The 12,240-nt window shown below is 61.8% G+C and carries 11 protein-coding genes; 3 read left to right on the plus strand and 8 right to left on the minus strand.

All coding sequences use genetic code 11. From position 1 onward, the window contains the following. Window positions 1-79: 79 nt before the first annotated feature. The 7 genes from ccoG to rph all read right to left on the minus strand — a co-directional run bounded on the left by ccoG (window position 80) and on the right by rph (window position 7,973). Window positions 80-1,531, minus strand: a complete 1,452-nt coding sequence (ccoG, locus tag ACTG20_RS00700) for a cytochrome c oxidase accessory protein CcoG (RefSeq protein ID WP_005357450.1) — start codon at window positions 1,529-1,531, stop codon at window positions 80-82. 155 nt (window positions 1,532-1,686) lie between these two features. Then, window positions 1,687-1,950 carry a YihD family protein gene (locus ACTG20_RS00705; protein ID WP_005339598.1) on the minus strand — a complete coding sequence of 88 codons (264 nt, stop codon included), beginning with the start codon at window positions 1,948-1,950 and terminating at the stop codon, window positions 1,687-1,689. 30 nt (window positions 1,951-1,980) lie between these two features. Next, window positions 1,981-3,135 (minus strand): GGDEF domain-containing protein, encoded by a 1,155-nt coding sequence (locus ACTG20_RS00710; RefSeq protein ID WP_005339596.1) that lies wholly within the window; start codon window positions 3,133-3,135, stop codon window positions 1,981-1,983. Between the two features lie 127 nt (window positions 3,136-3,262). Beyond that, window positions 3,263-3,652 carry a Cu(I)-responsive transcriptional regulator gene (cueR, locus tag ACTG20_RS00715; RefSeq protein WP_005356117.1) on the minus strand — a complete coding sequence of 130 codons (390 nt, stop codon included), beginning with the start codon at window positions 3,650-3,652 and terminating at the stop codon, window positions 3,263-3,265. Next, the gene (locus ACTG20_RS00720; protein ID WP_439987409.1) at window positions 3,653-6,082 is read right to left on the minus strand and encodes a heavy metal translocating P-type ATPase; all 2,430 of its coding nucleotides are present in this window, start codon (window positions 6,080-6,082) and stop codon (window positions 3,653-3,655) included. 179 nt (window positions 6,083-6,261) lie between these two features. After that, on the minus strand, window positions 6,262-6,915 hold the full coding sequence (pyrE, locus tag ACTG20_RS00725) for an orotate phosphoribosyltransferase (RefSeq protein WP_005356114.1): 654 nt from the start codon (window positions 6,913-6,915) through the stop codon (window positions 6,262-6,264). A 341-nt stretch (window positions 6,916-7,256) separates the two neighbouring features. Further along, complete coding sequence (gene rph, locus ACTG20_RS00730; RefSeq protein ID WP_439987410.1) at window positions 7,257-7,973, minus strand: ribonuclease PH; 717 nt, start codon at window positions 7,971-7,973, stop codon at window positions 7,257-7,259. A 147-nt stretch (window positions 7,974-8,120) separates the two neighbouring features. On the opposite strand from rph, the gene ACTG20_RS00735 reads away from it, so the two are divergent. Then, complete coding sequence (locus tag ACTG20_RS00735; protein WP_194494744.1) at window positions 8,121-8,984, plus strand: YicC/YloC family endoribonuclease; 864 nt, start codon at window positions 8,121-8,123, stop codon at window positions 8,982-8,984. Window positions 8,985-9,097: 113 nt separating this feature from the next. Here the strand turns inward: ACTG20_RS00735 and ACTG20_RS00740 are convergent, their stop codons facing one another. After that, window positions 9,098-10,003, minus strand: a complete 906-nt coding sequence (locus ACTG20_RS00740; protein ID WP_019446199.1) for a LysR substrate-binding domain-containing protein — start codon at window positions 10,001-10,003, stop codon at window positions 9,098-9,100. A 120-nt stretch (window positions 10,004-10,123) separates the two neighbouring features. Here ACTG20_RS00740 and ACTG20_RS00745 point away from each other — a divergent pair, with 120 nt between their 5' ends. Further along, window positions 10,124-11,251, plus strand: coding sequence for an S-(hydroxymethyl)glutathione dehydrogenase/class III alcohol dehydrogenase (locus ACTG20_RS00745; RefSeq protein WP_194494745.1), 1,128 nt, complete (start codon window positions 10,124-10,126; stop codon window positions 11,249-11,251). Window positions 11,252-11,299: 48 nt separating this feature from the next. Further along, a complete protein-coding gene (gene fghA / locus ACTG20_RS00750) occupies window positions 11,300-12,136 on the plus strand; it encodes an S-formylglutathione hydrolase (protein WP_042079752.1) in 837 nt (278 codons plus the stop codon). The last annotated feature ends 104 nt before the right edge of the window (window positions 12,137-12,240 follow it).

The following is a 12,240-nucleotide window of genomic DNA, read 5'->3' on the forward strand; positions in this document are numbered from 1 at the left end:
ATTCTATCACTACTGCCCGCCATTGCCGTGCTCGCTGGTGACAGGACTGTTGCCACGCCCGGCCCGCAGTCACGCGCAGTTACAACCGGCTGATAAACTTGCTGCCCTGGCGCAGGTTGCCCTTGCTGTCATCGGGCGCCGCCCCCTCCCGTTTCAGCACGAACTGGATATCCAGCGCCGGCCGTTTCAGGTTGTAAGGATCGACCGCCAGACTGACCGGCAGGGTGTAGATCTCACCCGCCTTCAGAGTCACTTCACGGGGGCCGAACCACTGATACTCGGGCAAGCCCTCCACATCCAGCTGGTAGGTCTGGGACTGCAGGGTCTTGTTGAGGATCTTGAGGGTGTAGGTGTTCTCAATCAGCCCCTCGCTATTTTCGCGGAACAGCTGGTTGCGATCCCGCAAGATATCGAGCCCCATCGGCATGATGGACATGGCGTTGTAGACAAATACCCCCAGCATCACCGCCATCACCAACCCGTAACCAATCAGCTTGGGCCGCGCCACATGGGTCGAGTCGTTGGCCAGCTTGTGCTCTGTGGTGTAGCTGATGAGCCCTTTCGGGTAGCCCATCCGCTCCATGGTCTGGTCGCAGGCATCGACGCAGGCGCCGCAGTTGATGCACTCGTACTGCAGGCCATCGCGGATGTCGATACCGGTCGGGCAAACCTGCACGCAGAGATCGCAGTCGATACAGTCACCCAACCCCATCGCCTTGGGATCCGCCTTGCGGGAACGGGCGCCACGGGTCTCGCCACGCTTGGTGTCATAGCCGACGATGAAGGTGTCCTTGTCGAACATGGCGGACTGGAAGCGGGCGTAGGGGCACATGTGGATACACATAATGGCGCGCATCCAGCCTGCGTTGCCGTAGGTGATGATGGTGAAGAAGATCACCCAGAACAGCACCCATCCGCTTGCCTGCAGGGTGAAGAGGTCTGGCACCAGTTCAGTCACATCCTGGAAGTAGGCGACGAAGGTCAGGCCGGTCACCAGCGAGATCGCCAGCCAGGCCAGATGCTTGGCTCCCTTGCGGGCCAGCTTCTCGCCGCTCCAGGGCGCCTCGTCCAGCTTGCGCCGTTTGTTGGCGGGCCCTTCCAGCTTCTCTTCAAACCAGATGAACATGAAGGTCCAGACCGTCTGCGGGCAGAGATAGCCACACCAGACCCGACCGAGGAAGGTGGTAATAAAGAAGAGTCCGAAGGCGGCGATCATGAAGAGCCAGGCGAGCAGGGTCAGATCCTGCGGCCAGATGGTGGCGCCAAAGATATGGAACTGCTGGTGACCGAGGTCGAACAGCACCGCCTGTCGCCCGTCGTAACGCAGCCAGGGCAGCAGCACGAACAGCGCCACAAAGAACCAGCCCATGGCCTTGCGCATCCGCTGCCAATACCCTTTCTGGGCCCGCACATAGATGCGGTTGCCCGGGTTGAATCTGTCGTCGCTGGCTTTGAACGTATTGGGGTTGAAGGTCCCGGTTACGCCCTTGTCGGTGACGTCCTTGATATCGATTTTATCGTGGTCGGCCATTGCAAGACATCGCTCCCTTATTTGTTATGGAGCGGATTATATCTTAAACAGCATGCTAATTGTGTGGATTAGATGTATCTAATATTGGGGTTGGATCGCAATTTTCGGCAACAAAAAAGCGCATCACCCCGAGGTGATGCGCTTCCGCTAAAGATTCACTTGATTCCGCGTGCTTTGAGCAGTGCCTCTTTGAAATCGGGCACATGATCCTTGGCCAGACCGGGGATCATCGCCTGCTTGTCGGATTCCCGCATCTTGAGGTGATAGATCAGCATGTCGTCGGTCAGCTCGGACAGAGGCCCTTCAAATCCCGCTTCTTGGGCCAGTTTGGCAACAAACTGCACCAGGCTGAGATCCTGTTCCTTGATCCAGGCAGGCTGCAACAACTCCAGCAGCTCTTCGATACGATGACATTGCATAGACAACCTCTTTAATCTGTCACGTTAAATTCAGGCAACCTTACCCATCAAGGCTACTTCGATTCGATCCCGCCCATTATGCTTGGCCTGATAGAGTGCCGCATCCGCTTTTTGGATCAAATCGGCGATTTTCATGCTGTTGTCCGGTATCAGTGTCGCAACACCAAAACTACATGTGACCCGACCGGAGACCAGTGACTTCTGGTGCGGGATGGCCAGCTCCTTGAGCGCCTGCCGCACATTGTCCGCCACCTGCAATGCCCCCTGCATGCCGGTGCAGGGCAGCAGCAAGGCGAACTCTTCGCCCCCGTAACGGGCCGCCAGATCGTCCTCGCGCCGCTCCACCTCGGCCAGCAAGCCCGCCACCTGTTGCAGGCAGTCATCCCCCAGCTGATGGCCGTAAAGATCGTTGAACTGCTTGAAGTAATCCACATCCACCAGCACCAGCGACAACGGCGCCCGGGCGCGGTGACAGCGCCGCCAGGCCCGCTCCAGAGAGTCGTCGAGATGGGCGCGGTTGGCGATGCCGGTCAGGCCATCGAGGCGGGAGGTGAGACGCAAATGCTCGGAGACCGCCTTCAGTTCGGCCACCAGCTCGGCGTTGGAGAAACGGTGGTGGAGCGAGGCGATCTGATCCCGCCGCATCCGGCGCAACAGGGTCGGCAGAAAGACAAACAGATAGCCCGCCAGCATGCAGGAGACAATCCGCTCCTGCTCGTTGCCATTGCCCAGCTCGAACAGCATCGCCATGCCCAGCGGCAGGGCGGAACCATAGAGGGTACGGCGGCTGCCAAACAGCATGATGGCGCTGCCGGTAAGAATGAGGCTGGAGAGCATCATCATGGCGGCCCGGTAGGTATCGGGCAGCTTGTCCATGTAGAGCAGCACCCCGAGGGCCCAGATGATGGAGGTGATGGTGGCTCCGATAAAGAGCTCCCGCTCCAGCACCGGCAACGGCGTCTGGTGCAGGCGGGCTCGGCGCCAGCGCAAGTGCCAGCCCCGACCCAGTAGCCACAGGAAAGTGCCTGCCAGCCAACCGAGCGCTTCGATGGCGGGTAGATAGTCGTGAAACAGCAGACTCCAGCCAAATGCCAACACGCCCAAACAGGGGAGACTGAACGATGCATGGGTATAGAGCTGGGCCATGATGGCCTGCTTAACCTGGCGTGTCACACTCTGGGTCAACTGAGTACTCCTGTACAAGAGCCGAGCAGTCTACCATTACCCCCTGACCCGCAACAATAAAGCGCCGCTTATTAAGAAGTTAATCAATCAACAACGATTTCTTCTGCGCTGGCAGGTGAGTCCTTGCTCACCCCTTCTCCAGCTCGTCGAGGATCGGGCACTCGGGATTTTCATCCCCGTGGCAGCAGCAGACCAACCCTTCCAGGGAGGTAAGCATGGCCTGCAACCCGGCGATGCGGGCGCGCAGATCGACGATCTTCTCCTGCGCCAGCTTCTTCACCTGGGCACTGGTTCTGTGTTCGTCCCGATAGAGCGCCAGCAGCTCCTGACACTCCTCCAGATTGAAGCCGGTCTCCCGCGCCCGCTTGACGAAACGCAGCTCCCGCAGCGCCCCCTCGGTGTAGCTGCGATAGCCGTTGTCACTGCGTACCGGGGCTGTGATGAGGCCAATGCTCTCGTAATAACGGATGGTCTTGGCGGTCAGCCCAGTGGCCTTGGCAACCTTGCTGATGTTCATTTATGCCTCCTTACTGATCGGGTTGGATGCTGGCCCGTGCGCCGCCCTGGGCTGCCAGCGTTTCAATAACAGGGAATTGCTCAAAACGGTGATGCTGCTCAGGGCCATGGCCGCCCCCGCCAGCTCGGGGCTGAGGTAGCCCAGTGCCGCCAGCGGAATGCCGATGATATTGAACACGAAGGCCCAGAACAGATTCTGCTGTATGGTGCGCCAGGTCGCCGCCGAGATGTCGATGGCATCGGCCACCAGCCGCGGGTCGGATCGCATCAGGGTGATGGAAGCTGTCTCCATCGCCACATCGGAGCCGGAGCCCATGGCGATGCCGACGTCCGCCGCGGCCAGTGCCGGGGCATCGTTCACCCCGTCCCCCACCATAGCCACCAGCCCGCGGGTTTGCGCCCGCAGCGCCCCCACTTTCTCCACCTTGCCCGCTGGCAGCACGGAGTCAAAGGCCCCGTCCAGCCCCAGCTTGGCGGCAATATGGGCCACGGGGGCCGGCGCGTCGCCGCTCACCAACCAGCTGGCAATGCCGCGCTGACGCAGAGTGGCGATGGCCTCCGGGCTCTCGGGACGCAGGGTATCGGCCAGTGCCGCGATCCCCGCTACCACACCGTCAATGGCGACCCAGATCCGGGTCGCCCCGTCGGCGGCTTGTTCATCCTGTTGCGGCGGTTCAATGCCGAGCTGGGCCAGCAGGGAACCATTACCGATGGCGACTGTGTGACCCGCTACCTGACCCACTATACCGGCACCGACCCGCACCTCGACCGCGTCGGGCTGAGGCAGTGCCACCCCGCTGCCGACCGCCTCCCGCATCGCCAGAGCCAGCGGGTGTTCGCTCGCCTGCTGCAGGGCGGCGGCGAGGCGCAGTTGTTCGTCATTGCCGCTCCAGCTGGCCAGCACGGGCTTGCCTTGGGTCAAAGTGCCTGTCTTGTCGAAGATAAGCGCCTTGATGGCGTGGGCCTTCTGCAGGGTATCGACATCCTTGATCAGAATGCCGTGACGCGCCGCCACCCCGGTACCGGTGACGATGGCCGCTGGTGTGGCCAGCCCCAGCGCACAGGGGCAGGCGATCACCAGCACCGCCACCGCTGCCAGCAGCGCCTGAGCAAAGTCGTTGCTGATGGCGTACCACACCAGCAGGGTGAACAGGGCGATGGCCATCACCACCGGTACGAACACGGCAGAGACCTTGTCCACCAGCTGTTGCAGCGGGGCCTTGCCCATCTGGGCGCTCTCCACCAGCGCGATGATCTTGCTGAGGCTGGAGTCCTCTCCCACGGTAGTGGCTTCAATTTCCAGCACGCCGGAGCGGTTGATGGCGCCACCCAGCACCTTGTCGCCCACACTGCGCGGTACCGGCAGGCTCTCGCCGGTGAGGATCGATTCGTCCAGTTCGCTGGCGCCGCTCACGATTTTGCCGTCCACCGGCACCCGCTCACCCACCAGCACCCGCAGCCGATCACCGCGCAGCACCTCGTCGATGGCGACGCTCTGCCAACTCTCGCCACGCCAGACGGTGGCGGTTTCCGGCCGCAGCGCCATCAGTTCGCGAATGGCGGACTGGGTGCTGCGTCTGGCCCGAGCTTCCAGCAGTTTCCCCAACGAAATCAGGGTAATGATGATGGCGCTCGCTTCGAAGTAGAGCTTGCCGCTGGCGGCCATCCCCAGCGTCAACAGCAGATAGAGGCTGTAGAAGTAGGCCGCACTGGTACCGGTAGCCACCAGCACATCCATATTGGCGGCGCGGTTCTTGATGGCGAGCCAGGCACCGCGATAGAAACGGGCCCCGATCCAGAACTGCACCGGGGTGGCGAGCAGCAGCTCCAGCCAGGCGGGCAGATGCCAGGGGAACAACCCGGCCATGGCCAGCATCCCCACCAGCAGCGGCAAGGTGAGCAAAGCCGAGACGATGACACGGGTTTGCGCCTGACGGGCTGTGGCGGCTTCCTGCGCTTCCCGCTCCAGCAACTGCTGGCGGCGGCCGCTGGCGGAACCTTGTGCCAGCTGGGCGCCGAAGCCGAGCGCTTCGATCTGTTCGCGCAAAGCGGCCGGGGTCTGCATCCCGGGGACCAGTACGATCCGGGCCTGTTCGATAGAGAAATTGACCTCGGCCGAGATAACGCCGGGCAGCGCGGCCAGCATTTTGTTCAGGCGGGCCGAACAACCGGCACAAGTCATGCCGGTAATTTGGAACAAAAAGGTCTCGCTGCCGTAGTCGTAACCCTGCGCCTTGATGCTCTCCAGCACCGCAGACAGGCGTTCAGGGCTGGCCAGCTCGATGGCAGCCTGCTCCAGCGCGAAGTTGACGGTGGCCGATACCCCGTCGAGTTTGTTGAGACTGGCCGCGATACGGCCTGCACAGTTGGCGCAGCTCATGCCGCTCAGCGGCAACTGCAGATGAATCGGTGATTGAAGATGAGTGGTCATGTTGTTCCTCCCCGGAACCCGTCGGCACCACAAAACGCCGACTGGCAAACCCTAACCTTTACTGTAAGGGTAAGCTCAAGCCACTTGATCCACTTTTTGCAGATGAAAAAAACGGCGCCCGTTTGCTGCCAGAGAGCAAACGGGCGCCGCATTCAGCTATTGCGCGGTGTGAGCGGAGTTCAGATACCGTACTGGGCGCGGTAAGCCTTCATGGCAGCCAGTTGCGCCGCCAGCTCCGGCTGTTCGGCCTGCTTCTCTTCCAGATAGGCGATGAGATCGCTCATCTGGATGATGGCGATGATGTGGGCGCCGTAGTCACGCTCCACTTCCTGAATGGCGGAGAGTTCGCCCTTGCCCTTCTCCTGACGGTCCAGCGCGATCAGCACGCCCGCCAGCGAGGCGCCGTTGGCCTGGATCAGATCCATGGATTCGCGGATGGCGGTACCGGCGGTGATGACATCGTCCACCAGCATGATGCGACCTTTGAGCGGGCTGCCCACCAGATTGCCGCCCTCGCCGTGATCCTTGGCCTCCTTGCGGTTGAAGCACCAGGGCACGTCCACATCGTGCTGCTCCACCAGCTGCACCGCGGTAGCGGAGGCGATGGGGATCCCCTTGTAGGCCGGGCCAAACAGCACATCGAACTCGATGCCGGCATCCATCAGAGCGGCGGCATAGAAGCGGCCGAGACGGGCCAGATCGCGGCCGCTGTTGAACAGACCGGCGTTGAAGAAGTAGGGGCTTTTACGACCGGATTTCAGGGTAAATTCACCGAATTTGAGGACCTGTTTCTCCAGGGCGAACTCGATAAATTGACGCTGGTAGGCTTTCATTCTGGCTCCTTGCTTGGCTTGTCGTTGTCTTGTGTGGGGGTATAAAAAAACGCGGTCAATGCCGCGTTTGCAGGATCTGTTGACGCTTCGTCACAGCCGCGACGGAGTCGGTTTTTGCGCAGAACTAGGCATGAGATGCGAAGTTTGGTAATCCAAACGAGGCATCGAATAACGACGTTATGCACAAAAACCGCCCCGTCCCTACGGGTTGCGTGGCAAAGGATGCCATGCGTTGTTGCAGGACTTGCCAAGGGAATAACCATTGGCGGCATCCTGCGCCTAGCCTGGCATCCTTTGACACTGCAACGCGACTTGTGCCGAAACATCAACAGGTCCTGGTATCAGGAGAGCGACTGCTTCTGCAGCGCGATGATGTCGGCGATGCCGCCCTTGGCGAGCGCCAGCATCTCCAGCAACTCTTCATGGGTGAAGGGCTCGGCCTCCGCGGTGCCCTGCACCTCGATGATGCGACCATCTTCGGTCATCACCACGTTCATGTCGGTCTCGGCGGCGGAGTCTTCGATGTACTCCAGATCGCAGATGGCTTCGCCCTGATACATGCCGACGGAGACGGCGGCGATCATCTGCTTGAGCGGGCTCTGCTTGATCATGCCCTTCTCGACCATCCAGTTCAGCGCATCCACCAGCGCCACGCAGGCACCGGTAATGGAAGCGGTGCGAGTGCCGCCATCGGCTTGCAGCACGTCACAGTCAACTGTGATGGAGTGCTCGCCCAGCGCAGTCAGGTCTACCGCAGCGCGCAGGGAGCGGGCGATCAGACGGGAGATCTCCAGAGTACGGCCACTCTGCTTGCCGGAGGCCGCTTCGCGGTTCATCCGGGTGTGGGTGGAGCGCGGCAGCATGCCGTATTCGGCAGTCACCCAGCCCTGGTTCTTCCCTTTCAGGAAGCGCGGCACGCTGGTGTCGACGCTGGCGGTGCAGAGCACGCGAGTGTTACCGAACTCCACCAGCACTGAGCCTTCTGCATGTTTGGTGAAATTGCGGGTAATGGTAACCGGGCGAAGTTGCGCGGCACTGCGATCGCTTGGACGTGACATGGAACGGACCTCTGGGCTGGCTCAAATTGGCGGGGGATTATAAGTGATCCCGCCCCAAATATCAGCCGCTAAAACCACGGCATCGGCTGACGAGCAGGGCCGGGCTGAGTATACTGGCCGCACACTTCATCAAGCCCGGAACAATCAATGATTCACAGCATGACCGCCTACGCCCGCAAGGAATTCAAGGGCGACTGGGGCACAGCCGTTTGGGAAATTCGTTCGGTCAACCAGCGCTATCTGGAAACCTACATTCGCCTGCCGGAGCAACTGCGCAGCCTGGAACCGGTTCTGCGTGAGCGTTTCCGCGCCAAGCTGCAGCGCGGCAAGGTGGAGTGCAACCTGCGTTTCGAAGCCGCTCAGGCCGCTGCCAGCCAGCTGCACATCAATGAAGAGCTGGCCAAGCTGATCATCGACAGCGCCAACTGGGTAATGAAAGAAGCGGGCCAGGGCCAGCTCAACCCGGTCGACGTGCTGCGCTGGCCGGGTGTCATGGCTGCCGCCGAACAGGACATGGACGCGGTCGCCACCGATCTGCTCGGCGGTTTTGACCAGACCATGGAAGATTTCCTCGCCTCCCGCGCCAGCGAAGGGGCCAACCTCAAGGCGCTGATCGAGCAGCGTCTGGCCGGTATTCAGGTGGAAGTGAAGAAGGTGCGCGTCCACCTGCCGCAGATCATCGAGTGGCAGCGCCAGAAGCTCACCGACCGGCTGGCCGAAGCCAAGGTTGAGCTGGATCCGGCCCGCATCGAGCAGGAGATCGTGCTGCTGGCCCAGAAGATCGACGTAGCCGAAGAGCTGGATCGTCTGGAGATGCACATCAGCGAGACCAACAAGATCATGAAGAAGGGTGGCGCCTGCGGTCGTCGTCTCGACTTTATGATGCAGGAGTTCAACCGCGAGTCGAACACCCTCGGCTCCAAGTCAATCAATGCCGAAGTGACCCAGTCCGCCGTCGAGCTGAAAGTCCTTATCGAGCAGATGCGCGAGCAGATCCAGAACATCGAATGATGGGTCGCTGACTATCCGGTTGTTGCCTGCATAAAGAGCCCTTGATTCCTCCAGGGCTCTTTTATTTTCAGGCCATGAGATTTCCACCAGTGAGCCAACGAGCGAGAGACGCCCTAGCCTATCGGCATCACCAGCGCCGGTTGGTGCGGGTCACTCAGCCGCTCGGCCAGATAGTCCACCAGCAGCCGCACCTTGGGGGAGAGGTGGCGGTTGTGGGGATAGAGGGCCCAGATCCCCTCCGCCGGGGCCCGCAGTTCCGGCAGCAGCTCGATCAGCTCCCCCCGGGCCAGATGGTCACTCACGTAGTAGTCCGGCAGCTGGATGATGCCGATCCCCTTGAGCGCCGCATCCAGCAGGGCATGGCCGCTGTTGCACTGCAACAGGCCGCGCACCCGCACGCTGTGGGGGCGGCCATCCAGGGTGAAGTGCCACTCGTCGCTATTGCCCACCAGACAGGTGTGGCGGGTCAGCTCGGAGAGGCTGTTGGGCATGCCGTGGCGGGCGGTGTAAGCCGGTGAGGCGCAGACATAGGGCACCCGCTGTGCCAGCTTGCGCGCCACCAGCGTCGAATCCTTGAGATGGCCGAGCCGCAGCGCCAGGTCGTAGCCCTCGTGCACCAGATCCAGCAGCTGGTTGGTGAGGTTGAGGGTCACCTCCAGCTGGGGGAAGCGCACCATAAAGTCGTTCACCAGCGGGGCGATGCGGCTCTCGCCGTAGGAGACGGGGGCCGTGATGCGCAGCGACCCTTGCGGCACCGCCTGATGACGCCCCACCGCCAGCTCCGCCTCGTAGAGGTTGTCGAGCAGCTGACGGCAGTGGCGATAGTAGATCTCGCCAAGCTCGGTGAGCCGCACCTGACGGGTGGTGCGTAGCAGCAGCTTGGCCTGCAGCCTGTCCTCCAGCTGTGCCACCTGACGGCTCACTTGCGCCACCGACACTCCCAGCTTGCGCGCCGCCGGGGTAAAGCCCCCCTGCTCCGCCACGCTGACAAATTCACAGATCCCTTCCCAGCCGAACATTATTACCTGTGTGTAAAAGTGATTTGAGATTTGCCCTCATTATCACCAAATCGGCGGGAAACTACACTGAATGTCCGAACTCATCTCTGTTCACCCTGCTCAACAAGAAGGATGTCATTCATGGCACAGGTTCAAAGCATCAAGTGTAAAGCCGCCATCGCCTGGGGTCCGGGTCAGCCCCTCTCCATCGAAGAGATCGAGGTCATGCCGCCACAAGCGGGCGAGGTGCGGGTGCGCATCGTCGCCACCGGCGTCTGCCACACCGATGCCTTCACTCTCTCCGGTGAGGATCCGGAAGGGGTCTTCCCCTGCATTCTCGGTCACGAGGGGGGCGGCATCGTCGAATCGGTCGGCGAAGGGGTCACCAGCGTCAAGGTGGGGGATCACGTGATTCCGCTCTACACCCCCGAGTGCGGCGAGTGCAAGTTCTGCAAATCCGGCAAGACCAATCTCTGCCAGAAGATCCGCGCCACCCAGGGCAAGGGGCTGATGCCGGACGGTACCACCCGCTTCTCGAAAGATGGCCAGCCCATCTATCACTACATGGGCACCTCCACCTTCAGCGAATACACGGTACTGCCGGAGATCTCCATCGCCAAGGTGGACCCGGCCGCCCCGCTGGAAGAGGTCTGTCTGCTCGGTTGTGGCGTCACCACCGGCATCGGCGCCGTGATGAACACCGCCAAGGTGAAAGAGGGTGAGAGCGTCGCCATCTTCGGGCTGGGGGGCATCGGCCTCTCGGCGGTGATCGGGGCTCGTCTGGCCAAGGCCGGTCGCATCATCGCCATCGACATCAACGAGAGCAAGTTCGAACTGGCCCGCAAGCTGGGTGCCACCGACTGTATCAACCCGAACTATTACGACAAACCGATTCAGGAGGTGATCGTCGAGCTGACCGACGGCGGCGTCGACTTCTCCTTCGAGTGCATCGGCAACGTCAAGGTGATGCGTGCGGCGCTGGAGTGCTGCCACAAGGGCTGGGGCGAGTCGGTCATTATCGGCGTCGCCGGAGCGGGTCAGGAGATCAGCACCCGTCCGTTCCAACTGGTGACCGGTCGGGTCTGGCGCGGCAGCGCCTTCGGCGGGGTTCGCGGTCGCAGCGAACTGCCGAGCTATGTGCAGCGCTATATGCAGGGTGAGTTCCGCCTCGATGACTTCATCACCCACACCATGGGGCTTGAGCAGATCAACGAGGCGTTCGAGTTGATGCACCAAGGCAAGAGCATCCGCACCGTCATCCACTACTGAGCATGATCACCCCGCCCGCCATCGTGGGCGGGGTGCAGGAGTCCTTCGATGAATCTGGAGATTATCAGCAGCAACAAGAGCTTCGGCGGCTGGCACAAGCGCTATCGCCACCACGCCAGCGTGCTCGGCTGCGAGATGAGTTTTGCCATCTATCTGCCGCCCCAGGCCCTCACCGGCCAGAAGGTGCCCGTGTTCTACTGGCTCAGCGGCCTCACCTGCACCGATGAGAACTTCATGCAGAAGGCGGGCGCCCAGCGCATCGCCGCCGAGCTCGGCATCGCCCTGGTGGCGCCGGACACCAGCCCCCGCGGCGATGGCGTAGCGGACGATCCCGGTTATGACCTCGGCATGGGGGCAGGCTTTTACGTCAATGCCAGCCAGAGCCCCTGGCAGGCGCACTACCAGATGTATGACTACGTCACCCGCGAACTGCCTGACTTGATAGAGACCCACTTCCCGGTCTCGACCCGCCGCGCCATCAGTGGCCACTCCATGGGCGGTCACGGTGCGCTCATCGCCGCGCTGCGGGAGCCCGGTCGCTACCGCTCGGTGTCGGCATTCAGCCCGATCTGTCACCCGAGCCGCAGCCCCTGGGGCCAGAAGGCGCTCGGCGCCTATCTCGGCAGCAATCCGCTGCTGTGGCAGGAGTGGGATGCCTGCCAGCTGCTGCGCCACCAGCCGGTCACGCCACTGCCCACCCTGGTGGATGTGGGGCTGGATGATCCCTTCCTCGCCGAGCAGTTGCATATCGATGCGCTGGCCGAGGTGGCGGCCAGCAAGGAGTGGCCACTGGAGCTCAACCGCCACGAGGGCTATGACCACAGCTACTACTTCGTGGCGAGCTTTATCGAGGCGCACCTGCGCTTTCACGCCCGCCACCTCTGATCAACACAGGCCCGTGACGGGCCTGTTTCAGTTGGAGTTGTGGTGATCGGACAAGATTAGCCTTGCTGCTCGTGGTAACGGCATGCCAGAGCAGAGCATCAGTG

It is taken from the genome of Aeromonas sp. 84A, from assembly GCF_051919345.1.
Classification (GTDB): Bacteria; Pseudomonadota; Gammaproteobacteria; order Enterobacterales; family Aeromonadaceae; genus Aeromonas; species Aeromonas veronii.